26 protein-coding genes are annotated in these 24,252 nt (G+C 67.1%); 15 read left to right on the top strand and 11 right to left on the bottom strand.

The window, feature by feature from the left end:
- Nucleotides 1-2 precede the first annotated feature (2 nt).
- The 5 genes from sphantq_RS11455 to coxB all read right to left on the bottom strand — a co-directional run bounded on the left by sphantq_RS11455 (nucleotide 3) and on the right by coxB (nucleotide 4,426).
- The gene (locus sphantq_RS11455) at nucleotides 3-578 is read right to left on the bottom strand and encodes a cytochrome c oxidase assembly protein (RefSeq protein ID WP_066599491.1); all 576 of its coding nucleotides are present in this window, start codon (nucleotides 576-578) and stop codon (nucleotides 3-5) included.
- Nucleotides 578-706 (bottom strand): hypothetical protein, encoded by a 129-nt coding sequence (locus sphantq_RS11450; RefSeq protein WP_269076421.1) that lies wholly within the window; start codon nucleotides 704-706, stop codon nucleotides 578-580. The genes sphantq_RS11455 and sphantq_RS11450 overlap by 1 nt, the downstream gene beginning before the upstream one ends.
- The gene (locus sphantq_RS11445; protein ID WP_066599489.1) at nucleotides 703-1,611 is read right to left on the bottom strand and encodes a heme o synthase; all 909 of its coding nucleotides are present in this window, start codon (nucleotides 1,609-1,611) and stop codon (nucleotides 703-705) included. Before sphantq_RS11445 ends, sphantq_RS11450 begins: the two co-directional genes overlap by 4 nt.
- Before the next feature lie 103 nt (nucleotides 1,612-1,714).
- Nucleotides 1,715-3,397 (bottom strand): cytochrome c oxidase subunit I, encoded by a 1,683-nt coding sequence (gene ctaD, locus sphantq_RS11440; protein ID WP_066599484.1) that lies wholly within the window; start codon nucleotides 3,395-3,397, stop codon nucleotides 1,715-1,717.
- A gap of 15 nt (nucleotides 3,398-3,412) precedes the next feature.
- Complete coding sequence (gene coxB, locus sphantq_RS11435; RefSeq protein ID WP_272798553.1) at nucleotides 3,413-4,426, bottom strand: cytochrome c oxidase subunit II; 1,014 nt, start codon at nucleotides 4,424-4,426, stop codon at nucleotides 3,413-3,415.
- Between the two features lie 285 nt (nucleotides 4,427-4,711).
- Here coxB and pyrE point away from each other — a divergent pair, with 285 nt between their 5' ends.
- The 6 genes from pyrE to sphantq_RS11405 all read left to right on the top strand — a co-directional run bounded on the left by pyrE (nucleotide 4,712) and on the right by sphantq_RS11405 (nucleotide 8,886).
- Nucleotides 4,712-5,293, top strand: coding sequence for an orotate phosphoribosyltransferase (gene pyrE / locus sphantq_RS11430; protein WP_066599478.1), 582 nt, complete (start codon nucleotides 4,712-4,714; stop codon nucleotides 5,291-5,293).
- A gap of 5 nt (nucleotides 5,294-5,298) precedes the next feature.
- Nucleotides 5,299-6,027, top strand: coding sequence for a pyridoxine 5'-phosphate synthase (locus sphantq_RS11425; RefSeq protein ID WP_066599476.1), 729 nt, complete (start codon nucleotides 5,299-5,301; stop codon nucleotides 6,025-6,027).
- A 13-nt stretch (nucleotides 6,028-6,040) separates the two neighbouring features.
- Nucleotides 6,041-6,442, top strand: a complete 402-nt coding sequence (gene acpS, locus sphantq_RS11420) for a holo-ACP synthase (RefSeq protein ID WP_272798552.1) — start codon at nucleotides 6,041-6,043, stop codon at nucleotides 6,440-6,442.
- Nucleotides 6,443-6,471: 29 nt separating this feature from the next.
- Nucleotides 6,472-7,356: a signal peptidase I gene (gene lepB / locus sphantq_RS11415; RefSeq protein WP_272798551.1), complete on the top strand. Its 885-nt coding sequence runs from the start codon at nucleotides 6,472-6,474 to the stop codon at nucleotides 7,354-7,356.
- A 20-nt stretch (nucleotides 7,357-7,376) separates the two neighbouring features.
- Entirely contained in the window at nucleotides 7,377-8,462 is a 1,086-nt protein-coding gene (locus sphantq_RS11410) for an AI-2E family transporter (protein WP_272798550.1), read from the top strand.
- Nucleotides 8,463-8,550: 88 nt separating this feature from the next.
- The gene (locus sphantq_RS11405; protein WP_066599465.1) at nucleotides 8,551-8,886 is read left to right on the top strand and encodes a hypothetical protein; all 336 of its coding nucleotides are present in this window, start codon (nucleotides 8,551-8,553) and stop codon (nucleotides 8,884-8,886) included.
- Nucleotides 8,887-8,962: 76 nt separating this feature from the next.
- Here the strand turns inward: sphantq_RS11405 and sphantq_RS11400 are convergent, their stop codons facing one another.
- Nucleotides 8,963-9,550 (bottom strand): FKBP-type peptidyl-prolyl cis-trans isomerase, encoded by a 588-nt coding sequence (locus tag sphantq_RS11400; RefSeq protein WP_272798549.1) that lies wholly within the window; start codon nucleotides 9,548-9,550, stop codon nucleotides 8,963-8,965.
- Between the two features lie 88 nt (nucleotides 9,551-9,638).
- Complete coding sequence (gene rpsU, locus sphantq_RS11395; RefSeq protein ID WP_006957190.1) at nucleotides 9,639-9,845, bottom strand: 30S ribosomal protein S21; 207 nt, start codon at nucleotides 9,843-9,845, stop codon at nucleotides 9,639-9,641.
- A 225-nt stretch (nucleotides 9,846-10,070) separates the two neighbouring features.
- On the opposite strand from rpsU, the gene sphantq_RS11390 reads away from it, so the two are divergent.
- Nucleotides 10,071-10,829 carry a class II aldolase/adducin family protein gene (locus sphantq_RS11390; RefSeq protein ID WP_272798548.1) on the top strand — a complete coding sequence of 253 codons (759 nt, stop codon included), beginning with the start codon at nucleotides 10,071-10,073 and terminating at the stop codon, nucleotides 10,827-10,829.
- Nucleotides 10,830-10,842: 13 nt separating this feature from the next.
- Here the strand turns inward: sphantq_RS11390 and sphantq_RS11385 are convergent, their stop codons facing one another.
- The gene (locus sphantq_RS11385) at nucleotides 10,843-11,778 is read right to left on the bottom strand and encodes a toll/interleukin-1 receptor domain-containing protein (RefSeq protein WP_272798547.1); all 936 of its coding nucleotides are present in this window, start codon (nucleotides 11,776-11,778) and stop codon (nucleotides 10,843-10,845) included.
- Here sphantq_RS11385 and sphantq_RS11380 point away from each other — a divergent pair.
- Complete coding sequence (locus tag sphantq_RS11380; protein WP_129925637.1) at nucleotides 11,777-12,463, top strand: hypothetical protein; 687 nt, start codon at nucleotides 11,777-11,779, stop codon at nucleotides 12,461-12,463. The genes sphantq_RS11385 and sphantq_RS11380 overlap by 2 nt on opposite strands.
- Nucleotides 12,464-12,480: 17 nt before the next feature.
- Here sphantq_RS11380 and sphantq_RS11375 read toward each other — a convergent pair whose 3' ends face one another.
- Nucleotides 12,481-14,106 (bottom strand): caspase family protein, encoded by a 1,626-nt coding sequence (locus tag sphantq_RS11375; protein ID WP_272798546.1) that lies wholly within the window; start codon nucleotides 14,104-14,106, stop codon nucleotides 12,481-12,483.
- 196 nt (nucleotides 14,107-14,302) lie between these two features.
- Between sphantq_RS11375 and sphantq_RS11370 the strand changes: the two genes are divergently transcribed.
- The 7 genes from sphantq_RS11370 to sphantq_RS11340 all read left to right on the top strand — a co-directional run bounded on the left by sphantq_RS11370 (nucleotide 14,303) and on the right by sphantq_RS11340 (nucleotide 22,701).
- Entirely contained in the window at nucleotides 14,303-14,926 is a 624-nt protein-coding gene (locus tag sphantq_RS11370; protein ID WP_066599452.1) for a hypothetical protein, read from the top strand.
- A complete protein-coding gene (locus tag sphantq_RS11365; protein ID WP_129925635.1) occupies nucleotides 14,923-16,545 on the top strand; it encodes an SUMF1/EgtB/PvdO family nonheme iron enzyme in 1,623 nt (540 codons plus the stop codon). The genes sphantq_RS11370 and sphantq_RS11365 overlap by 4 nt, the downstream gene beginning before the upstream one ends.
- A gap of 63 nt (nucleotides 16,546-16,608) precedes the next feature.
- On the top strand, nucleotides 16,609-17,520 hold the full coding sequence (locus tag sphantq_RS11360) for a hypothetical protein (RefSeq protein ID WP_066599444.1): 912 nt from the start codon (nucleotides 16,609-16,611) through the stop codon (nucleotides 17,518-17,520).
- A 27-nt stretch (nucleotides 17,521-17,547) separates the two neighbouring features.
- Nucleotides 17,548-19,116, top strand: a complete 1,569-nt coding sequence (locus tag sphantq_RS11355; RefSeq protein WP_129925634.1) for a C1 family peptidase — start codon at nucleotides 17,548-17,550, stop codon at nucleotides 19,114-19,116.
- An 8-nt stretch (nucleotides 19,117-19,124) separates the two neighbouring features.
- The gene (locus tag sphantq_RS11350; protein ID WP_272798545.1) at nucleotides 19,125-21,251 is read left to right on the top strand and encodes a RyR domain-containing protein; all 2,127 of its coding nucleotides are present in this window, start codon (nucleotides 19,125-19,127) and stop codon (nucleotides 21,249-21,251) included.
- Entirely contained in the window at nucleotides 21,239-22,006 is a 768-nt protein-coding gene (locus tag sphantq_RS11345) for an ABC transporter permease (RefSeq protein WP_272798544.1), read from the top strand. The genes sphantq_RS11350 and sphantq_RS11345 overlap by 13 nt, the downstream gene beginning before the upstream one ends.
- Entirely contained in the window at nucleotides 21,988-22,701 is a 714-nt protein-coding gene (locus sphantq_RS11340; RefSeq protein ID WP_244884321.1) for an ATP-binding cassette domain-containing protein, read from the top strand. The genes sphantq_RS11345 and sphantq_RS11340 overlap by 19 nt, the downstream gene beginning before the upstream one ends.
- On the opposite strand, the gene sphantq_RS11335 is transcribed toward sphantq_RS11340, so the two are convergent.
- Complete coding sequence (locus tag sphantq_RS11335; protein ID WP_272798543.1) at nucleotides 22,659-23,249, bottom strand: ABC-type transport auxiliary lipoprotein family protein; 591 nt, start codon at nucleotides 23,247-23,249, stop codon at nucleotides 22,659-22,661. The two genes, sphantq_RS11340 and sphantq_RS11335, sit on opposite strands and share 43 nt — an antisense overlap.
- Entirely contained in the window at nucleotides 23,246-24,235 is a 990-nt protein-coding gene (locus tag sphantq_RS11330; protein WP_272798542.1) for an MlaD family protein, read from the bottom strand. The genes sphantq_RS11335 and sphantq_RS11330 overlap by 4 nt, the downstream gene beginning before the upstream one ends.
- Nucleotides 24,236-24,252 lie beyond the last annotated feature (17 nt).

Here is a 24,252-nt window from a genome sequence, read left to right as displayed (position 1 = left end):
CCTTAGCTTGGCTTCTTGTCCTGCTCAACAGGATAGAAAGTGTAGCTCAAGGTAATTTGCTGCGTGTCCTTGTTGTCGCTGTCCTGCAAAATCTTCGGATCGACAAAATAGAGCACCGGCATGCGGACTTCCTCGCCGGGCTGAAGCGTCTGCTGGGTGAAGCAGAAACACTGGATCTTGGTGAAATAGGCGCCCGCCTGGGTCGGCGTGACGTTGAAGCTGGCGGTGCCGGTCACCGGCTTGTCCGACATGTTCCTGGCGATGAAGATCGCCATATCCTTGCGCCCGATGGTGACGGTATCCGTCCGATGTTCGGGGTAGAATTGCCAGGGCATGCCGGGCTGGACATTGGAATCGAACCGGATCGACATGGTGTGGCCGACCGCCGCCTGCACCTGAACATCGGCAGACGCGCGCTTGGTCGTGCCGCCAAAGCCGGTCTGTTCGCAGAAGATGCGGTAGAGCGGGACCGAGGCGAAGCCTAGGCCCAGCATCGCCAGCCCGACCGTCGCCATGGCGACCAGCGTGCGCCGGTTGCGGCGATCGCGATCGAAGGGAGAAGGCGGAAGGGTGGCCATCAGTTGCCGCCCATCTTGGCGATGGTGATGCCGTAAAAGAGCAGCACGAGCGCGCCGAGCAACAGGCCCATCACCAGCGCGCGGGACTTTTGCCGCGCCCGAACCTTTTCCAGCTCTTCGGGCGTCATGCGAGCAGCCAGCGGTCGACGACCACCGCCCCGAACAGCAGGAAGAGATAGAGGATCGAATATTTGAACAGACGCTTTTCGGGCGCCATGCGGGCCGGGTCGCTTTCGCGCCGGCGGTAGACCTGGAAGGCGAAGACGGCGAAGAGCGCAGTGCCCAGCAGCGCCGCCGTGCCATAGACCAAGCCGGTCAATTGCAGCAGCACCGGCGCCATCGCCGCGACCGCCATGATCGCGGTATAGGCCCAGATCTGGCGGCGGGTGACGACCTCGCCCGATACGACAGGCAGCATCGGGATGCCGGCGGCGGCGTAATCGGTCTTCACGAACAGGGCGAGCGCCCAGAAATGGGGCGGCGTCCAGAAGAAGATCAGCATGAACAGGGCGACGGGCAGCGCGCTGATGTCGCCGGTCACCGCCGCCCAGCCGATCACCGGCGGAAAAGCGCCCGCCGCGCCGCCGATCACGATATTCTGCGCCGTCCGGGGCTTAAGCCAGATGGTGTAGACGAAGACGTAGAAAAGGATGGAGACGGCCAGCACGGCAGCGGCGAGCCAGTTGGTCGCCATGCCGATCAGGATCACCGAGAAGAAGGAGAGGCCCACGCCGAAATGCAGCGCCGATTGCCGGTCCATCCGGCCAGCGGGTAGCGGGCGGTTGGCGGTGCGCTTCATCTTGGCGTCGATATCGGCCTCATACCATTGATTGAGCGCCGCGGCGGCGCCCGCGCCGATGGCGATGCACAATATGGCGGTGAAGGCGAGGATCGGGTGGATATGCCCCGGCGCGGCGAGCAGACCGCACAGGCCGGTGAACACGACCAGCGTCATCACGCGCGGCTTGGTCAGCGCGACGAAATCGCGCCAATGGGCGGGGAGAAGAGCTTGGTCGAAAGTCACACTGGTCATGTCATGTTCCGGCTCCGTCGCGATCCATCACGGCGCACGGAGCAAAATGCCACCACCGGGGCGGACATGATATCCGCCCCGGCTTTGTCAGTCGATCATGCCATCAATGATGGCCGTTATCGTCGATCACCGGCAGGGTTTCGAACTGGTGATAGGGCGGCGGGCTGGGCAGGGTCCATTCCAGCGTCGTCGCGCCTTCGCCCCAGGGATTGCCGACCGCCTTCTTGCCGGCCGCGAGCGACCAGATCAGGTTGATGAAGAAGATCAACATGCCTGCCGCCATGATCTCATAGCCATGGCTGGCCAGTTCGTTCCACTTTTCGAACGCGGCCGGATAGTCCGGATAGCGACGCGGCATACCCGACAGGCCCAGGAAGTGCATCGGGAAGAACAACAGGTTCACGCCGGCGAAGAACACCCAGAAGTGCAGGTGGCCCAGGAACTCGTTGTACATCTTGCCCGACATTTTCGGGAACCAGTAGTAGAAGCCGGCGAACAGGCCGAACACGGCGCCCAGCGAGAGGACGTAGTGGAAGTGCGCGACGACATAATAGGTGTCGTGCAGCACGTCGTCGACGCCGCCATTGGCCAGCACGACGCCGGTGACGCCGCCCACGGTGAAGAGGAAGATGAAGCCCAGCGCCCAGACCATCGGGGTCTTAAAGCTGATCGAGCCGCCCCAGATGGTCGCGATCCACGAGAAGATCTTGATTCCGGTGGGCACGGCGATGACCATCGTCGCGGCGGTGAAATACATTTTCACGTTCACCGACATGCCGGTGGTGAACATGTGGTGCGCCCACACGACGAAGCCGACGACGCCGATCGCGACCATGGCGTAGGCCATGCCGAGATAACCAAAGACGGGCTTGCGGCTGAAGGTCGAGATGATCTGGCTGACGATGCCGAAGCCCGGCAGAATCATGATATAGACTTCGGGGTGGCCGAAGAACCAGAAGAGATGCTGGTAGAGTTCGGGATCGCCGCCACCGGCCGCGTCGTAGAAGGTGGTGCCGAAGTTACGATCGGTCAGCAGCATGGTGATCGCGGCGGCCAGGACCGGCAGCGCGAGCAGCAGCAGGAAGGCGGTGACCAGCACCGACCAGACGAACAGCGGCATCTTGTGCAGGGTCATGCCCGGCGCGCGCATGTTGAGGATGGTGGTGATGAAGTTGATCGCGCCCAGGATCGACGACGCACCCGCGATATGGAGCGACAAGATCGCCATGTCGACGGCCGGCCCGGCCGAACCGCTGGTCGAGAGCGGCGCATAGACCGTCCAGCCCGTACCTGCGCCATTGCCGGTGCCGCCGGGGACGAAGGTCGAGCCGAGCAGCAGGGCGAAGGCGGGGATGAGCAGCCAGAAGCTGACATTGTTCATCCGCGGGAAGGCCATGTCCGGCGCGCCGATCATGATCGGCACGAACCAGTTGCCAAAGCCGCCGATCATAGCGGGCATCACCATGAAGAAGACCATGATGAGGCCGTGGGCGGTGATCAGCACGTTCCACAGATGATAGGCCTGGTCCAGCGTCGCTTCCGGACCATCCATCATCATGGCCCATGTGTGCAGATACTGGATGCCCGGATGCGCGAGTTCGGCGCGCATCAGGCCGGAAATGCCGCCACCGATGATGCCCGCGATAATCGCGAAGATCAGGTAGAGGGTGCCGATGTCCTTGTGGTTGGTGGACATGAACCAGCGCTGGAAGAAGGCTGGTTTATGATCGGCATCGTGATGATCGTGGGCGTGGTCGCCGTGATGATCTGCGGTGATGGTTGTCATGGCTTCCTACCCTGATCAGATTTTCTTGTCGGCGGCGGGGGCTGCGGGCGCGGCGTCAGCCGTTTTTTCCGCAGCCGCTGCGCCGGCGGGCTTGCCGCCCTGCGACAGCACCCACTGGTCGAACTGGGCCGGGGGCAGCGCTTCGATCGCGATCGGCATGAAGCCGTGGCGGGCGCCGCACAGTTCCGAACACTGGCCGTAATAGACGCCCGGCTTGTCGATGGTGAAGCTCTTCTCGTTCAGGCGCCCCGGAACGGCGTCCATCTTCACCCAGAGCGAGGGCACGGCGAAGGCATGGATCACGTCGGCGCCGGTGATGATCAGCTTGATCGGACGGCCGGCGGGCAGGACCAGACGATTGTCGGGCGCGAGCAGATAAGGCTCGCCATTGGCCTTCGCCTTGTCTTCCGGCAGCATGTTCGAAACGAATTCGGGAATGCCGTTGTCGGGATATTCATAGCCCCAATACCATTGATAGCCGGTCACCTTGACGACGACGGCATCCTTGGGCGCGGGCTTATACTGGTCGGCCAGCAAGCCGATCGAGGGGACCGCGACGACCAGCAGGATCACGACCGGCAAGACGGTCCAGATCACCTCGATCATGGTGTTGTGGGCGGTCTTCGACGGGATCGGATTGGCGCTGCGGCGGAATTTCCACATCGCGTAGATCATCAGGATCAGGACGAAGATGGAGATCGCGAAGATCAGCGGCAGCAGCATCACGTCATGCAGCCAGCGCGCGGTATGGCCGGTTGACGTGAACTGCTCCTGCAGGGTGAATTCGCCCGGCTTGGGCATACCGACGCCTTCGGTCGGCTTCATCCGCGGCGGCGCGGCCACCGTGGCGGCGGGCGCAGCTTCAGCAACCGGCGCGGCGGCGTTGGCCGATTCGGCCGGCGCGGCGGCATTGTCGGCAGCCGGCGCGGCCGCAACGGCATTGTCCTGCGCCAGCGCATGTCCGTTCATGCCAAGCGCTGGCGCAACGGCCAACAACCCGGCGAGAACGAGCGATTTCACCTTTTTCATAGCGTCTTCTTACCCCGTAACCCCTTGGCGCCGCTGCAACGAAGACGCGCAAGAAGCGCATGATCCTCGTCCGGTCGGTTCTGCCGCGGCTTATAGGCATGGTTTTCCCGTGCCTCAAGCACGCAGGAGCAGATTTTCTTCGCTGTTGCAACGCTCCCCTTGGCCGCCTATTTCGCTGGTCCGCGCACAGGGGCGCGATCATGGCGCGCCACAGGTGCGTCGTGCTGACGGATTGGCGGGCCGCGCGAACAGGCGACGGGCCGCCCGACATGGATATATGACGGCATGACAGATGAGGAAGTATTGGCGGAATTCCGGGCGGCGGGGGCGCTGCTCGAAGGACATTTCATCCTGTCGTCCGGGCGGCGCAGCGCCAATTATCTGCAATGCGCGCGCGTGCTGATGAACGCCGAACGGGCCGGCAAGCTGGCCCGCGCCACGGTGCAGAAATTACCGCGCGAAGTGCGGCAGGAGATCGATCTGGTGGTGTCGCCGGCGATGGGCGGCCTGATCATCGGCCATGAAGTCGGCCGCGCGCTGGACAAGGATGCGGTGTTTCTGGAGCGGCCGGAGGGCGTGTTCGAACTGCGTCGCGGCTTTGCGATCACGCCGGGGCAGAAGGTGCTGATGGTCGAGGACGTCGTGACCACCGGCCTGTCGTCGCGCCAGGCGATCGAAGCGGTCGAGGCGGAAGGCGGCATTGTCGTCGCCGAAGTCGCGCTGGTCGACCGGTCGGCGGGCGAAGTCGATCTGGGCGTGCCTTTCTACCCGCTCGTCTCCATCAATTTCCCAGTTTATGATGAAGATGCGGTGCCGCCCGAACTGGCGGCGATCCCGGCGATCAAGCCCGGCAGCCGGAAGCAATAGGCCTTATGACCACGCCCCTGCGCCTTGGCGTCAATATCGACCATGTGGCGACCATCCGCAACGCGCGGGGGGGCGAGCATCCCGATCCGGTCAAGGCCGCCCTGCTGGCGGTGAAGGCCGGGGCGGACGGCATCACCGCCCATCTGCGCGAGGACAGGCGGCATATTCGCGACGCGGATGTGGCGACGCTGATGGCGGCGCTGACCGTGCCGCTCAATCTGGAGATGGCCGCGACGCAGGAGATGCTGGACATCGCCCTGCGCTACCGGCCGCACGCCGCCTGCATCGTGCCGGAAAAGCGCGAGGAGCGCACGACCGAGGGCGGGCTGGACGCCGCCGGGCAGTTCGAGACGTTGAAGCCCGTCGTCGCGGCGCTGGCCGATGCGGGGATTCGCGTCAGCCTGTTCATCGAGGCGGACGCGCGCCAGATCGACGCAGCGATCCGGCTGGGCGCGCCGGTGGTGGAATTCCACACCGGCGCCTACGCCCATCTGAGCGGCGAGGCGCGCGCGGCCGAACTGCGCCGGATCGCCGACGCCGCCGCGCTGGCGGCCAAGAACGGGATCGAACCCCATGCCGGCCACGGCCTGACCTTCGACAATGTCGCCCCGATCGCCGCCATTCCGCAGGTCGCCGAACTCAATATCGGCCATTTCCTGATCGGCGAGGCGTTGTTCGGCGGGCTGGAGGGCAGCATTAGAGAGATGCGGCGGCAGATGGAGCTGGCGCGGTGAAAGTGAGGGGCGCGTGATCATCGGCCTCGGCTCCGACCTCTGCAATATCGAGCGTATCCAGAACTCGCTCGACCGGTTCGGACAGCGCTTCGAACAGCGCGTCTTCACCGAGGTCGAACAGGCCAAGGGCAATCGCCGCCCCTTCACCAAGGCTGGGACCCTGGCCAAGCGCTTCGCCGCCAAGGAGGCTTTCTCCAAGGCGGTCGGCACTGGCTTCAAGGCGGGCGTGTTCATGAAGGATATCGGCGTGGTCAACGCCCCGTCCGGCGCGCCGACGCTCAAGCTGACCGGCGGCGCGCTGGCGCGGCTCGAATCGATGGTGCCGGCGGGGCATAAGCCTGTCATTCACCTGACGCTCACCGACGATCATCCATGGGCGCAGGCCTTCGTCATCATCGAAGCCCTGCCCCAGTGAGCAACCTTCCCCCTAGCGAAAGCCCGCCCGTGACGGCCATCGACCTGCCCGAAGAGACGGTTCTTTCCGATGCGCCACAGGGGGACGACGCGCAGCGATCCGCCGTCAACTGGTGGCAGGAACTCAAAAGCATCGTCCTGCTGATCCTGGCCGTGCTGGCCTTCCACAGCTTCGTGGCCAAGCCCTTCTACATTCCCAGCGAATCGATGATGCCGGTGCTGCTGACCGGCGACCGGCTGGTGGTGAGCAAATTTCCCTATGGCTGGTCCTATGTCTCGCCCAGTTTCCACCCCCTGCCCTTCCTGAAGGGTCGGGTGCTGGGCCGCCTGCCCGACCGCGGCGACATCGTCATCGTGTCGCCCCAGAACCGTCGGGAGGATTATATCAAGCGGGTGATCGGCCTGCCCGGCGACATTATCGAGGTGCGCGGCGGCCAGGTGATCCTGAACGGCGTGGCGGTGAAGCAGAAGATGCTGAAACCCCTGCGTCTGGCCGTCGACGGCAACGCCCCCTGCCCGCCGCTGCAATTCCCCGGCGCATTGGTGACGGGCAAGGACGGCAGGGACTATTGCGAGCTGCCGGTGCGGCAGGAAATCCTGCCCAACGGCAAGACCTATGTCACGATCGACATGGGGCCGAGCGCGCTCGACTGGTATGGCCCGGTGCGGGTGCCGGCCGACCATGTCTTCCTGATGGGCGACAATCGCGACAATAGCGCCGACAGCCGCGCGCCGTTGGAAGAAAACGGCCTGGGCGGTCCGGTGCCATGGGAGGCGATTGGCGGCCGGGCGGAGTTCATCACATTCAGCCTGGACGGCGACGCCACCTGGAACCCGCTCAGCTGGGTCCATGCGCTGCGCAGCGGCCGGGCCGGGAACAGCCTGCGTCCACAGAGCGTTGCACCCCCGCAATGATTTGAAAGGGGCATAGGGTTTTGAGCGACGCGCAGGCATTTCATGTCGAAGAACCCGGTCCCAGCGAAGTCCGCAGCCCGCTCGTCCAGGAGGAATTGAAGCGCGCGGGCGTCTGGTTCGCGCTCGCTATCGCGGTGGCGCTGGTCGTCATTCTCGCGCAACCGCTGATGCTGATCTTGGGCGCGCTGGTGCTGGCGACGATGATGGATGGCGGCACCCGCCTGCTGGGCCGCATCCTGCCGATATCGCGCGGCTGGCGGCTGACCATCGTGCTGCTGGGCGCGGTCGCGTTCATGGCCTATACCTTCTACCTCACCGGATCGAGCCTGGCGGCGCAGGCGCAGGCGATGCGCACCATCGTCGAGGCGCAGGTGATGCGCATCGGCGGCTGGATGCAGCAACTGGGCATCAGCGCGACCCCGTCGGACCTGAAAGGCCTGGCGACCCAGGCGATGAGCAGCATGGGCCGGGTCACCGCCGCGGTCGGCACGGCTGTGGGCGCGATCACCAGCGGCGTGATGATGTTGGTGCTGGCGATCTTCATCGCGGTCGAACCCAAATTATATGAGCGCGGCGTCGCCTGGATGCTGCCGATCGAGAAGCGCGCCCATTTCTACCGCGTCGCCGACAAGATGGGCTGGACGCTGCGCCGGTTGATGTTCGGGCGGCTGATCGGCATGGCGGTGGAGGGCGTAGGCACCTGGCTGCTGCTGTGGGCCGGTGGCGTGCCGATGGCGGGGCTGCTGGGCATATTGACCGGCCTGTTCGCCTTCCTGCCCAATATCGGGTCGATCATATCGGGCGTGCTCATCATCCTGGTCGGCTTTTCCGGGGGGACCGACACCGGCCTCTATGCCTTTGGCGTCTATATGGTGGTGCAGATCATCGACGGTTACCTGATCGTGCCGATGGTGGCGAAGCGCGCGACCGACCTGGCCCCGGCGCTGGTGCTGGGCGCGCAGATATTGTTCGGCGCATTGTTCGGCATCATGGGGCTGTTCCTGGCCGATCCGATCGTGGCGATGATCAAAGTCTATCTGGAGGAACGCTCCAAGGCGATGAAGGAGCGGAACCCGGCTGTGGTCGTGCCGAAGCCTGCGGCCTGAGGCCTGAGGCCTGATGGCGCAGGGAACGGGATGGCCTGTTCCACGGTTGGAATTATGATAGGCTCATAAGATTCGAGAGGATGCCATCATGACCGTTCCGTTGGACAAACAGAAGAAGCTGCATTTCGACCTGAGCAATGTCGGCCTGCGCGCCCATGCGACCGCGGCGGGACTGCTGCAACTCTGCCAGGAGCTCCGCCGCGCCGGGGTGCTGGACGAACCCGCGATCGAACGGATCAAGGGCGCGATCGCCTGCGACATCGAAGTCTCCGCATCCCGATCGGTCGCCACGGCCGCCTATCGCCGCGACATCAAGGCGCGACTCGACAAGCTATTCGCCGGGGAAGAGAGGGTCGGCAGCGCCGATGCGCTGGCCTTTGGCCTGAGCGCCGAGGATGACAGCGTGTGCCAGGGTCACGCCTGATCGAGCCTGATCCAGGCCAAGAAAAAGGGGCCGTGATGACCGGCCCCTTTTCGCGATTGGTTCTGGCTTAACCGGCTTAGTTGCCCGGCTGCGGCCCGGCACCCGGCGGCATCGCGCCCTGCGGCCCGCCCTGCTGTTGCTGCATCTGCTGCTGCAACTGCATCAGTTCGGCCTTCGACTTGAAGTCGTGCAGCGTGACGTCGAACACCAGTACCGAGCCGGCCGGGATCGGGCCGGCCGCCTGGTCGCCATAGCCCAGCTGCGGCGGAATCCAGAGGCGGTACTTGCCGCCCTTCTTCATCTTTTGCAGCCCTTCGGAGAAGCCCGGCACGACGCCGTCGATCGGCATCGGCGCCTGCGGATTCTCGTCGAACACCGTGCCGTCCAGCAACGTGCCCTTATAGCCGACCAGCGCCACGTCGGCGGGGGTCGGGCTGGCGCCCGCGCCTTCCGACAGAACCTTGTATTGCAGGCCCGACTCGGTGGTCACCACGCCGTCCGCATGCGTGTTCTGCGTCAGGAACGCCGACGGCGAAGCCTCAACGCCCTGCTGGCCCGCCCAGGCGAGGCCACCGGCCGCCAGCGCAATCGCGGCGACACCGATCCAGAGGCGCGTCAGCGACCCCTTGGCGATAGGACGAAGGGGTACGGCCGTCGTGGACATGGCGCATGCTCTCGCAAATTAAGGGCAGGGTGTTCGGCAGAATATGGGGCGGCGATGGCGCACAGGCCGGGGACCGCCCCGATAGCGCTTACTTCGCGCCGTCGCGCTCAGCGCGCTTGCGATCCATCTTGCGGGCGCGACGCACAGCGGCAGCCTTTTCGCGGGCGCGCTTTTCCGAAGGCTTCTCGTAGTGACGACGCAGCTTCATTTCGCGATACACGCCTTCACGCTGCAGCTTCTTCTTGAGCGCGCGAAGAGCCTGGTCGACATTGTTGTCGCGAACGATGATCTGCATAAGTCCGTCTATCTCCAATCGAAAACGAGCGGTTCGCCGGGATTTTCACATCCTTCCCGACGGGCCGACCGAATAGCAAAGCCAGTGAGTCGTCGCAGGTCGCCCTACGCCATGTGGGCGGCGCCCTATCAGCAGAGTCGTGTAAACTCAACCCTAAAGCCTTCATACTCGACAAGCCGAGCATGCGGGCGGATAGTGGCGGCATAAAAATAGTGGAGGATCGCCATGGCTACAGCCGCCAAACGCCCCGATATGCCCGCCGCCGAATGGGCAGCGCGCCAGCAGCTTGCCGCCTGCTACCGTATCTTCGACCATATGGGCTGGTCGGAGCTGATCTACAACCATATTACGCTGCGCGTACCGCAGGAAAACGGCGCTTTTCTGATCAATCCCTTTGGCCTGGGCTATGACGAGGTGACCGCGTCCAACCTTGTCAAGATCGACATAGACGGTCAGGTGCTGGACGGCAGCCCCTATCCCGTCAACCGTGCGGGCTTCACCCAGCATAGCGTGTTTCACCGGCATCTGCCCGACGCCCATTGCATCATCCACACCCATACGACTGCGGGGATGGCGGTGAGCGCCTGCGCCGAGGGGCTGAAACCGATCAGCTTCTATGCCGCCGCCTTCATCGGACGAATCGCCTATCATGATTTTGAGGGCATCACGATTCGCGCCGATGAGGGAGAGCGGCTGATCGCCAATCTGGGCGACCGGCGCGTCATGCTGCTGCGCAATCATGGGACGCTGGTGATGGCGGGCAGCCTGCCCGAAGCCTTCCTGACCCATTGGCTGTTGCAGCGGGCCTGCGAAATCCAGGTTGCGGCCGGCGCGGCGGGGACGCCGATCGATATTCCGGCCGAGGTGATCGCGGTGCATCAGCGCGACCTGAGCGCCGTGCAACTGCCGGTTGGGCCGGGCGTGCCTGATTTCCAGACGATGGTGCGGCGAATCGACCGGATCGATCCGAGTTGGCGGGACTAGGGCGCGGATCGGCTCACGGCCGCGGGCAGCTTTCGCCTTCGGCCACCATGCGGCGCACCTCCTGCGCGGCGACCTGGGCCAGCCAGGCGCGGCGCTCCGCCTTGTCGGCGTTCTGCTCCGCCAGTTTGCGCGCGGCCTGCGCCTCGTTGCGCTGCTGCACCGCCATCCGGGCATAGGTGAAGGCGGCGATCGACAGGCCGCTCAGCACCAGGATCAGCAGCAGCGCGGCGACGGAGAGGGCGGCGGCGATTCGCCGGCTGCGGCGCTGGTCACGGCGATAGAGCGCGGCATAGGGCGCGCCGAGCAAGCCTGCGATCAGCTTGAGCTTGACGACATGGCGCTCGTTCTTCTGCAAATCCGGCGCCAGCGGTTCGAGCGGCTGGCTGCGATCCAGTTCGCCCGCCGCGTCCAGCGCGAACAGCAGGGGCGCGGGGAAACAGTCGGTGTCGGGATCGCCGGGCACTCCAGCGGCGATCAACGCGAAGACCGGCGCGTCGGGATTGCAGCGCTTGAAGGACCGGATTTCCTTGTCCACCCAGACCGATCGCGCCGCCGTGGGCGAGCAGATGACGATCAGCGCGTCGGACCGGGCGAGCGCGCCCTGCAATTTGGGGCCGAGTTCGGCGGCCCCCGCCAGTTCATCCTCGTCGCGGAAGATCGGGCGCAGCCGGGCGGGGATCGGGCCGCGATCGCCCGCCGTTCCCACCAGCCCGCTTGGCACGCGGTAATTTTCGATCGCGCGGTGCAGCCAGCGCGCGACCTTCATGTCGGCATGGCTGTAGCTGATGAAGGCGGCGTAGCGTCCTTCGCCGCCGACCGCGCCGACCAGCGCCGACAAGTGCTTGTGCGCATAGCCCGCCAGTTCCGCGCCGCCCGCAAGCACTGGCTTTCCCACCGCTGCGGCGGTATCCACAGGGGACGAGAAGATCTTACCGAGAGGGTTGGACATGATGCGGAAATTCCTGATCGCGGGTGTGGCGATGATGGCGCTTTATGGTCCCGTCGCAGCGCAGGAGGCGGTGCCGCCGCCAGCCACTCCTCCACCAGTCGTCCCTGCGGCCACGCCCCCCGCCGCGCCCGCCGATCCCTTCGCCCAGGCGATCGCCGCGCGGCAGGTCGCCGACTTCGCCCGGCGCGAGCGTGATCCCCATGCGATGCTGACCGCCGCGCGGATGTTGCAGCAGGTGCCGATGACCGATGGCGCGACCCCGGCGCAGGGCGACGCCGCCTTTTCCCCCGACGCGCTGTTCGCCGAGGCGAAGGCGCTGGCGCGCGACGATCAGGCGCTGTTGCTGCAAATCCGGCTGGCGCAGTCGGCGTCGGGCCGCGGCGTGGTCGCCTCCGCCTTCGGCAAGGGGCTGGTGCGGCGCGTGCTCGACGTCAATCCGCGCAACGCCTATCGCTTCAACGTTACCGCCAAGGGTGGCGAGCCGCTGCGCATCGGCGCGATCGGCGATATCGGCACCAACATGTATATCCGCCTGCTCGATGCGTCGGGCAAGCAGCTCTGCCTGGACGACAATGCCGATTACGCCCCGGTCTGCGCCGTCACGCCGCGCGCGTCGGGCCAATATCGGGTCGATATCGGCAATAAGAGCGCTGCCAGAAGCCGGACCGTGATCCTGAGCAACTGAGGCGCGCGGCGGCATCGTCAGTTGCCGGTGTAGAGTTCGCCGATCGACAGGCTGGCCTGCGCCCCGGCCCTGGCGATCAGGTCGCGGATCGGGCCGACCAGCCGGGCGGCGGCGCGCTGGTTCTCGACCGTGCGCAGCAGCAGGCGGAAATCGTCGGGCGGTCGCGGCGTCACCAGCGCAACGACATGGTCCGCGCCAAAGGGCGGAATGACCTGGCTGTCGAGGACGGGCAGCAACTGGCCGGCGGCCAGTTCGCCCTTCCCGTCCGACGCGGCGACCGGGAAGAGTCGTTGCACCGTGCCGTCGGACGCGATGTTGAACACGGTCGCATAGTGCGGGCCGGGCGCAACCGCGCCATCCCCCGTTTGCGCCTGAACCGGGGCCAATGCCAGCGTGACCGGCGCACCGGACGGATAGCGCGCGCCATTGTCGAGCGGGCCGACCATCAGCCGCGCGCTGCGTTCCGACAGGAGCGGACGCAGCGCCTCCAGCGCCGCCCATTTGTCGATGACGCCGCGGACCTGCGCCGGGCTTTTCACATTCTGCGCCACGATGTCGCCGGTGCGGCGCAGCATCGCCTGCGCCCGCGCGTCCCACACAAAGTCTGCGCCCTGGCCATCGGTCAGAATGCGCCAGGGATGGTCGCCGCTGACGCTGGCGCGCGCCTTCAGGTCCGCGACATAGAGTCCGGGCAGCGGCGGCGGGGCCGGCGGCGCGGGTGGCGGCGGGACGGTGGCGAACAGCCCCTGCCCTTCCCGCCCCGGCGGGATGACGGTATTGCTTTCCTGTCGCTGGCCGCTCAGCATCCGCACCTGGACGTTGAGATAGGCGCCCAGTTCGGCGATCGACAATATGCCGTCGCCATCCTGGTCGGCGGCCATCCCCTTCCCGTCGGCGCGCGCCGTGGTCACGCCCTGTTCGAACGACCAGGTCAGGAAGCCGCGGGTCGGCGCGCCTTCCACCGGCAGCGCATTTTCCCAGGCGATCTGATCGTCGCGCGCCGCACTGATATAATAGAGGTTGGGCAGGTCGTCGCGGGTGGCGCTGACCGGGGCGGCGTCACCGGACGCCAGCACGCTGGCGAAGCGCGGGGCCGGGCGCGACCCCAGCTCCACATTGCGCGCGCCCAGCGTCAGCCGCGGGGTCATGCCCATGGCGCGCGGATCGACCGACCGATGCAGCGTGCCGGAATGGCAGGTATCGGCCATCATCAGCACCTGCACCCCCTTCGGCACGTACAGGGACAGCCAGGTGTAGAAATCCTTGTCGACGATGAAGCGCTCGGCATCCTTTACGTCGGGATCGAAGCCGGGCAGCGGCAGGAACTGGTCGGTATCGCCGTCGCGCGTACCCTTGACCGCGGCTTCGGCCAGCGCGCCATGGCCGGTATAATAGAGAAAGATCCAGTCGCCCGGCCTGGACCGCAGGCCCAGCGCATGGAGCGCGGTTTCGACCGTGGTGCGGCTGACGCCGTCATTGCGCAGGACGGTGACGTCGCTCGCGCCCTGACCGCGAATCAACGCCTCCATGGCCGCCAGATCATTTTCCGGCCCCACCAGGTCCATGATCAACTTGGACTGAAACTGCCACGCCCCCACCAGCAAGGCGCGCGTTTCAGCATGGGCGTAACCTGGATTAGTCATTATTGTGACAAAGCCGGTCAATACTGTTGCCCAGAGTCCACGTCGCCCCTTCGACATTGGGATTCCCCCGCGCTTTTTTGTTGCCTCAATAGCTATATATCCATAGTCTCAGAAAGGTAATCGGGGCAATAACTATATCTTGACTCGGAGCGGACAAATGGCCGTGTTGCGTTGCACTATAGTCGTTGCTTCTTTTATGCTTTTTGCAGGTGGAGCGGCAAACGCCCTGACGCAGGCGGATAACGCTCCGCCGTCCGAACCAGCCGCTGTGGAGGGCGCAGCGGGCCGTGGCGTGCGAATATTGCCGCCGGAGCCGCCCGCGCCAAAGCCTGTTGCACAGGAGCCACAGGCGCAGCAGCCCGTCCACGCCGTCAATCCCGGTCCCGCTGTCGATCCCGGCCGGCAGGCGCCGGTCGCCGCCGCGCCAGTCGCGCCCGTGCTCAAGAGTTGCGATCGCCCGGTGGCGAAGCCGACGCTGCGCTTTACCGATCCCGCCCGCTTCGATCGCGCGCTCAAGGCCAAGCTGCGGCGTGGCCGCCCGGTGGTGGTCGATCTCGACACCCCCTATCCGGCCGACAATGAAGCGCCGCTGCCGTTGGGCGCCTGGCTGAACGAGGTCAAACAGAGCGGCGGCGCGGTCAGCGTCGCTCCCTATTGCCAGAAGGGACGCGGTTTGGGCGGCTTCTTCGCCAAGCTGTTCGGAGGCGGCCCGGCCGAACCCTATAGGGCCGCGCGCCGCTATGACGCGGTCCTGCATGTCGACGGGGTCGATCAGGTCGTGACCCAGGTCGAGTTCGCGCCGCGCAAGGCGACAAAATGAACCGTCCACATCCGGAGGGCGGCCTGATCCGCGCGCTTGCGGCGATGTTGGCGCTGGCGCTGCTCGCGCTGGCCGGTCCCGCGCGCGCGGCGGAAGAGCCGCGGCTGGCGCTGGTGATCGTCAACGGCGCCTATCAGGCCTTCGACAAGCTCGGCTCCACCTATGCCGATGGCGACAAGGTCGCGACCGCGCTCAACGCCACCGGCTTCACCGATGCCAGCGGTGACGGTCCGGTGCAGGTGCGCCGCGACCTGTCGCGTGAGGCGATGTTGCAAGCCGTCGCCGATTTCCGAGCGAAGCTGGCTGCGGCCGGGCCGAAGGCGTTCGGCACCCTCTATTTTTCCGGCCATGGCGCGGCGCTGGGCAGCTATGGCGACGTCATGCTGCTGCCGGTCGATGCCGGCCGCGACCTGACGCCCGAAAGCGCGACGCTGACCCGCGCGGCGCTGACCCATAATCTGCTGGGATCGGGCGCGAAGACGGTGCTGATCGTGCTCGACATGTGCCGCAACGTCCTGCCCGCGCCGCCGCCGTCGCTGACCCAGATGATCGCGGCGGAAACCGGGACAGAGGCCAGCGCGGTGGGCGAACTGGCGGGCAGCAAGGGGTTGCGCCGCATGGTGCGCGCCACCGCCGCCGCGATCCGGCCCGACCAGGGCTATCTGGTCGCCTTTTCCACCAGCGCCGACCAGGTCGCCTTTGACGACGGCATCTTTTCCAAGGTGCTGGCCGAGGAAATCCGCCGGCCGCAGCAGAATATCGCCGATGCCCTGAAGCGCGTGTCGGACCGGGTGGCGCTGTCGTCGGGCAAGAATTTCCAGAAGCCGACCTTCGACTATGGGCTGCAAGGCGCGCCGCCCTGCTTCATTTCCTGCGACCGGGCGGCGAGCGATCGTTTCTACGATTGCGCCAACTGTCCCTGGATGCGGGCGATCCCGGCCGGGCTGACACCATTCGGGTCCCCCCTCTCGGAACCGGGGCGCGGCGGGGATGAGGCGGTGCAGGCCGAAATGAGAATCGACCGACCCTTCGCCATCGGCGTCTATGAAGTGACGATCGCAGAATGGAATGCCTGCGTGCGCGACAATGCCTGCACGAAGCTGGGCAATTGGTCCAAGGACAATCCCAATCCGCTGATCCCGGCGACCGACATCAGCTATGAGGACGCCCAGGCCTTCGTCGCCTGGCTGACGGTCCAGTCGGGCCGCGCCTATCGCCTGCCGAGCGAACAGGAATGGGAATATGCCAGCCGCGGCGGCGCGCCGTCGGCCTTTCCCTGGGGCGACGATATCGGGCCGTCCATGGCCAATTATGATCATACCGCCCGCTATCACGGATCGGATACCGCGCCCTATCGCGGCTATCCCGAAGCGGTGAACAGCTATCCCGCCAATGCCTTCGGCCTCAACCAGATGCAGGGCAACGTGTGGGAATGGACGTCGGGCTGCACCGATACGTCCTGCCGCGCGCGGATCATGCGCGGCGGATCGTTCGAGAGCGCGCCCGATGCGCTGCGATCGGCCAATCGCTTCACCGTCCCGCCCGGCAAGCGCCGGCAGGACGCAGGCTTGCGCGTCGTGCGCGACCTGGAGCCGGACGAGATCGGGGGATCGTCCTGACGCGGAATATCTGAGGGTTTGCGCGGGAAATGGGAAGCCGGCGCATCAAGAGGGGTAATATCGATGAAGAAGTTTCTGATCGCGGCCGCGGTGGCGGCGCTCGTGCCGGGTACGGCGTTCGCGTCGCCTTATTATGCGAGCATCGGCAGTCCCAACAGCCTGCAACATACGGCGGTCACGACCGCACTCAATCTCAACGACCTCGACTATGACGATGACCCGGACACGCCCGGATTCGACATGGAGGGCGATGCCGACACGATCGGCGGCGCCTTCACCTATTGGGGCGGCGCAGGGGCCGAGGGCCAGCGCTACGAACTACGCTATCAAAAGGCGTTCCGTCCCTCGGAAGGCAGCCGCGCCCGCGTGCTGATCGATCCGATCCTCAATGTCCTGCACGTCAATGACGGCCAGACCACGATTCTGGGCACGCTGTCGACGGGCGTCGAAATACCGGTGCAGCCCAACTGGCTCATCACCCCGCGCGTCGCCTATGGCGTGAGCGACAATGACGGCTATTTCGGCGCCAGCAACGAAGTGCTGACCCTGTCCGCCACCAGCCGCTACAAGATCGCGCAGGTGGGCCGCGGCGACCTGACCATCGGCAATATGGTTGGATGGTCCACCACCACCGATATCGGCATCGGCAAGAAGCTGCCCTTCTATTTCAAGGAGGATGTCTGGGCGTTCCGCAACGGCATCGCCTATCAATTGCCGTTCAAGGGACGGATGTTCGGCGGGCGGCAGGGATCGATGCGCGCCAGCTACACCTGGACCAAGCTGACCGGCGATCCGCAAGCTTATGAAAATGTGCATGAAGCGGCGCTGAGCGTGGGCATCCGCACCCGCGAGGTTGAGCAGAAGAGCCGGGCCGAGCAGTTGCGTATCGGCCTGATCTACACCCATGGCACCAGCAGCTTCTCGCATGATTTCGATTATGACGCGGTGACGCTGACCGTGGGTTACCGCTTCTAAAAAAGCGCATCAGGGGAGGAACGGGTGATGACAGGTCGTCTCGTCACATGGGGAAGCGGCGCGCTGCTGGCGCTGTCTGGTGCGGGCCTTTCAGCGCAGCAGAGCGACGACGCGCTGTTCATGACCGGGGCGGAGCCCGTTTCTCCCGAAGATTATGCCAAGCTGCCCAAACAGGGGCGGTTCCGCGCCTATCTGCCCAAGCAGGTGGACCTGTCCAACGCCTATCCGCCGCCCGGATCGCAGGGTCCGCAGCCCAATTGCGTCGCCTGGGCGACCACCTATGCCGCGCGCACCTTCCTCAATTTTCGCGACAAGAATGTGCAACCCGACGAACCGGCCGACCAGATGAGTCCGGCCTATGTCTATAACCGGCTGCGCCCGGCGGGGTCGCCCTGCACCGGCACGATCAGCATCGTCCAGGCGCTGACCCTGCTCAAGAATGAGGGCACGGTCAGCCTGGCCGAATTTCCCGACGACATGACCAAATGCGCCATTCCTGCGGCTGAGGGGCTGAAGGAGAAGGCGGGCAATTTCCGCCTGCTCGACTGGCGCGCGGTCGACCGGGAGGTCAAGGACGACTGGCGCACGCCGATCGTGCTGGACGACGTCAAGGGCGCCCTGGCGCGCGGCGCGCCGGTGATATTCGCCATGCCGGCCCCCGCAGATTTCAAGGCGTTTCGCGGCGACGGCGTCTATCGGCGCGCGGAAAAGCCCGAAAGGGCCAATTATCACGCCATGGCGATCGTAGGCTATGACGAGGATCGGCAGGCCCTGCGCATCATGAATAGCTGGGGGCCGATCTGGGGCGACAAAGGCTATGCCTGGATCGATTATGCCACCTTCAAGCTGCTGACCGGGGAAGCCTATTCGCTCGAAGCGCCGGTCGCCCCGGCCGCGCCCGGCACGCCGCCCCCACCGCCGCGCAGCGACGCCCAGATCTTCGCCGACCAGATGGCGGCCATGCCCTGCGGCGCGGTGTCGGTGCAGGGCAAGAGCGTGACCGGCTTTTCCGGCGACCTCAACGCCATCGCCGCGCTGCGCGAAGCGTCCGCCAGGGCCGACCCGACCCGCAGCTTCGCGGTGCGCCACCTGCCCTGGCCGCAATGCGAGGCGGCGCTGACGCTCGCCGCACCGCTCTCCCGCGACGGGACCAGCATCGTCGCGCTGACCGCGGACGGCAAGGATCGCAGCGGCGACCCGGTGGTGATGCAGGAGAATGAGATTTTCGGCGTCAGCGCGACGACGAGCGCGGCGCGGCCCTATCTCAGCATCATCTACCTTCAGGCCGACGGCAGCGCGGTGGAACTGCATCGTGGCCATCCCGAACCCGACCGCAAGGGCGTGCGGCGCGTCACCATCGGCCTGTCGCAGGCGGCGCAACGCTATCAGGTCGCGCCGCCCTTCGGCCCCGAACTGATCGTCGCGCTGGCGTCGGCCAAGCCGCTGTTCGGCGATGACGAGGTGGTGAACGGCACCGAGCGGCAGTTCCTGACCAGGCTGCGCGCCAAGCTGGCCGGGCGTCAGGGGGATAGCCAGAATAACAGTCAGGGTGCGGGCGTCTCCGCCGCCTTCGTCCGGCTCCAGACCAGCAACTGACCCCGGCCATGGGGGGCCAGCCACAGAAGGGCATCAGGAGCCTGCACCTGCCGCCGGTGGCGCCGGTCGTGCGCTTCGGCGCGATGGCCCTCGCCTTCCTGCTGGGCACATGGGGTTTCGCCCAGGCTTTTGCGGAGGCCCGCATTGCATCGACCGTCATGCAGGACGGACTGCGCGCGCTGCGGCTGATCGTCGGCAGCTTCCCGCAGGTGCTGGAGGGGCGCGACCTGCCGCTGGCGCTCAACATCGCGCGCTGGGCGCTGCCGCTGCTGACCTTCTGGTCGACCGCGGCGCTGGCATGGGAGCAGGTGCGCAATCCGCTGCGGCTGGCGCTGATCCGGGCGCGGGGCGAACATCTGGTGATTGCGGGCGACGAGGGCGGGGGCCTTGCCGCGCAGGCGGCGCGCGGCGCGCTGGCGGACGGACGGCGGGTGCTGCTATGGCCGCAGGACCGGCGCACGACCTGGATCGGCGACGCGCTGGAGGCGGGCGCGGCGGAAGTGGAGCAGGGCGTGGCGCAGGAGAGCGCCGCCGGACTGGCGCTGGACAAGGCGCGCGCGGTGCTGCTGCTGTCGCGCGAGGCGCGCGGCAATATCGCGCTGGCGTCCGCCGTGCTGGCGCAGGCGGCGGCGGTTCGGCTGGCGGGCGATCCGATCGACATCATCCTGCGCGTCGACGACCTCGACCTGCGGCGCAGCGTCGAGCAGCGGTTCGAACATGGCGACCGGCGGACGGCGCGGGTGCGGCTGGCGGCGCTGCCCGACATCGCGGCGCGGCAATTGGCGCTGGCCCGGCCGATCGACGGATTCACCCGCGCGGGACAGGTGGGGCGCGGCGTGCTGGTGATCGGCTTCACCCCGCTGATCGAGCGCTATCTGCTCCGCACGCTGGCGGGCGGCCATTATCGCGACGGCGGCAAGCCCGCTTTCGTTATCCACATGGCCGACGCCGCGCAGGGCGAGGCGGCGTTTCGCGCGCGCAATCCCGGCGCGGACGCGCTGTCGCCGCTGCGCTTTGTCGAGGCGCGGCCCGACCCGGCCGGGATCGGCATGCTGATCGACGCCCATGTCGCGGCGTCCGGCGAGCCGGTGGCGATCCTGATCGATCTGGACGACGACGACCGCGCGCTGGCCGTCGCGCTGGCGGTCGATGCGCGCTATCGCGCCGCCGCCCTGCCCGCCCCGCCGATCCATGTGCGGATGGCGGGCGCGCACGATCATCGCATCGGCGCGGGCATCTTCCCCTTCGGCGGCCTGTCCGACCTCGCCGACCCCGACATGCTGTTGCAGGACCGGCACGACGCGCTCGCCCGGTCGATCCATGATTTCTACCTGGAGGGGCGCTTTGCCGAGGGCGAGCGGATCGGCGCGCGCGCGTCGATGCAGGAATGGGAAGACCTGCCCGAAAGCTTCCGCGACGACAACCGGCTGGTCGCCGACTGCTATCAACTCAAACTGCGCGACATCGGCGCGCGGCTGGTCGAGGGAGCCGGACCGTCGCTCAGCCTTTCCCCCGACGAACTGGAGGAATTGTCGCGCGCCGAACATGATCGCTGGATGGCGGCGAAGCTGGTGCAGGGGTGGACCCATGGCGCGGTGCGCGACGACGCGCGGCGGCTGCATCCCGACATCGTCCCCTATGATGACCTCAGCGAAGCGATCAAGGATTTGGACCGGGAGCAGGTGCGGATCATGGCGCGGCTGCTGAGCGCGTCGGGCCGACGGGCGTTGCGGACGCTGACGGTGGCGCTGTTGCCGGGCGGCGAGGATAGTGCGTCCGATCCGGCCGCTTTGGTGGCGGCGTTGCGCGCCCATTATCCCGACCGCGCGCCGGTGTTTGTCGGCGATTTGGCCGATCGCTGGTCGCGCCATTTGCTCGGCCCGTTGCAGGCACAGGGGCAATTGGTACAATTGGCATTGGCTTGCCATGTGCAGGCGATCCTTGACCCCCTGCCGGCCGGAGAAGCCCCCCGCGCCGCGGCGCTGGTGCAAGGCGCGGACGCGATCCATGCGGGCGGCATGACGGCGCTGGCGGCGCGCGCCGACCTGCTGCTGGCGAGCGATCCCAGCCCCGATCCGCGCGCCATTCGCATTGGACCGGACGGCGCGATCAGCCGCGCGCCATGGACGCGCTGAAGGGCGGCCCCAAGCTGCTGGCCGCGATCGGCGCGGGGGCATGGCTGACCATGCGCGCGGGGCTGGGCATGGGGCGGCGCATCATCGCGGGCGACGCACTGGCGCAGCGGCAACTGGCGGACGGCCTGCCCCTGCATGTGTGGCGGCCGTTGCGCACATCGCTGCCGCTGGCCGCGCTGGCCGGGATCATCGCCGGGATCGGCGCGGGGCGGCTGCTGACGCTCTATAATGCGCAGATTCCGGTGCTGAGCGCGCTGGCGGAGATTTTGCTGCGCGACATCGTGCCGCTGCTGGTCGGCCTGTTCGCCTGCGGCAGCGTGTCGGTGGCGCTGTCGTCGCGGCTCGGCGCAATGGCGCTCAACCGGGAAATCGACGCGCTGGAGGCGCTGGGGCGCGATCCGGTCGCCCATGCGCTGGGGCCGGCGCTGGCCGCGGTGCTGCTGTCCGCGCCGATCCATATGCTGCTGGGGGGTATCGCGGCGGTGATCGGCTGCGGCGTCCCGCTGGCGCTGATCGCCAATGTCGGCTGGCCGCTATGGTCCGGCTTCGCCTTTTCCCACGAGGCCGCCGCCGCGATGCTGACCGGCATCGCCAAACTATTGCTCTATGCACTGATCGCCTTTGGCGTGGGCAGCGCGGTGGGGGCAAAGCCGGTGCGGTCACCGGCCGATATCGGGCGGCGCGCGACCACCGCCTTTACCGCCGGATTGCTGGGCATCTTCAGCGCGGCGGCGCTGTGGACGGCTTTGCTGTGAGCGCGCTGCTGGCGTTCGAGGGGGTGAGCCTGGTGCTGGGCGGGACGCGGCTTCTGGATCAGGTCGACCTTGCCATCGAAGCCGGCGATCGGGTCGCGATCCTGGCGGACAGCGGCGCAGGCAAGAGCTGGCTGTTGCGGCTGGCGATCGGGCTGGTCACGCCCGGCAGCGGCACCGTGCGCCTGATGGGCGTGGCGCTGGACGTCGCGCCGCCGGATGTGCGCCGGTTGTTGCGCGCGCGGTGCGGCGTGGCGATGCAGGGCGGGTCGCTGCTCGGCGACCTCAGCGTCGAGGAGAATATGCGGCTGGCGATCGGCACCGGCGACTGGTCCAAGCGGCGGCGCGGGGAGCGGCGGATCGACCGGCTGCTGCTGGAATATGGGCTGGAGCAGGCGGCGACGACCCGCGCCGACGCGCTGTCGATCGGCGAGCGGCGGCGTGCGGAACTGGCCCGCGCCTTCGTCCGCGATCCCGAATTGCTGGTGCTGGACGAACCGTTCGAGGGGGCCTTCGCGCGGGGCGACATGCTGGAGGCGCAGGTGCGGCGGCGGATCGTGCCGCAGGGCCGGGCGCTGCTGCTGCTGACGCAGGACCGGGCGCTGGCGGGGCGGCTGTGCGAGCGGGTCTACCGGCTGGAGCGCGGACGCCTCATTCAGCAGGACGCGGCGGTCACGGTGCCCGACGCGACGTCCTGAACGAAGGCGGCGACCGCCTGTTCGATCGCGCCCTGGAAGGCGGCGGCGCGGACGGTGCCGGCGGCCGATGCGATCGGCCGGGTCGCGCAATAGCGGCCGGCCCAGATCGCTTTGCCTTGGGCCACCTGCGTCACGTCGAAGGCGACGACCGCCTGAGCATTACCCGTTGCGCTCAGTTCCTCGAACCGGTCGAGCGTCGCCACCACGCGCCGGTCGGCGGCGAGCGGCAAGGCGGGGCCGGTGACGGTGGCGAAGCGGGTGCGCAGCCCCGTGACCAGTGCGCGGGCGAGACTGTCGGCGGGCGGCTCTTCCCAGAAATAGGTGGCGGCCTGATGGATTTCGCCCGGTGCGGCGGCATCGACATAGGCGTAGCGCATCCCGCCCGACAGACCGCGCGCCTGCACCGCCGCGACCGTGAAGCTGGGGGCGGCGACCGGCCGGCCGGGCGCGAATTGGGGCGACAGGCGCATGGTGACCGGCGCATCGCCCGGCCTGAGCGCGGCGCAGGCGGGGAGCGCACAGAGCAGCAGCAGGGCGATCGGCTTCATTTCTGTCCTCCCGGCGGCGGCGGATCGGCATAGCGCTGGCCGCGGATCGCATAGGTGGGGTCGCCCGCCAGTCTTTCACTCAGCGCCCCAAGGCTGCTGCTGGTGCGCTCCAGATTGGCGCTGGTCGCCACCAGCGAGGCGGACGCGCCCTCCAATATGCCGCGCACTTCCCCGGCGCTGCTCTTGCCCTCGGCCAGCAGCCCGGCGATGCTGGCCTGATTTTGCGCCACCAGAGACCGGGTTTCGCGCAAGATGCCGTTGAGCGCCGCAACGTCGATTTCGGACGCCCGGCCGGTCGCCTGCCGCACATGCGACAAGGTCAGGGCGATGTCGCCCCGGCCCGGCGTGAAGCTGCGGTCGAGCTGCGTGCTGAGGCTATTGAGCGCGGCGAGCGTTTGCGTGGCGTTGCGGGCGACCTGCGCCATGTCGACCGCCGATCCGTCACCCTGCAACAGGCCCGACAATTTCTGCGCCATGGCGTTAGCGGTGCGGGCGACATTGGCCGCTTCCCCGATCGCGAGGGCTGCGGTTTCGAACAGGTCGGCGGGGCGACGGCAACCGGGCAGCGCACCGGCGGCCTCCCGGCCCGGCACCGGATCGCAGCCATAGGCGCGGCGGGCGGCGGGGCATTGGGCGCTGCCGGTTTCCAGCGCCACCAGTTCGATGCGCGGCGCGGTGAGCGGATTGGCCGAGGCGACGGTGGCGAAGGAGCAGGCGGACGGCTGCCATTTGCGGTCGATGCCCATGGCGACGGCGAAGGTGCGGCTTTGCCGGTTGAGGTCGATCGACCGCACCGCCCCGATCGGCGCCCCCCGGAAATAGACCTGGACACCCGGCGAGACGCCCTCGACATCGTCCAGGGTCGTGGCGATCACCCGCTGGCGGAAGAAAGGATCGGGCACGAGCGCCAGGATCGCGACCACGCCCAAGGCGAGCAGCGCGGCCCCCAATCCCCATCTGATCTGCGTCGTCGAGTCCGGCGTCATGCCCCACTCCCCCTGTA

It is taken from the genome of Sphingobium sp. AntQ-1, assembly GCF_028538045.1.
Taxonomy (GTDB): domain Bacteria; phylum Pseudomonadota; class Alphaproteobacteria; order Sphingomonadales; family Sphingomonadaceae; genus Sphingobium; species Sphingobium cupriresistens.
Note: the sequence above shows the minus strand (reverse complement) of the source record. Positions and strands in the feature narration are given on the sequence as shown.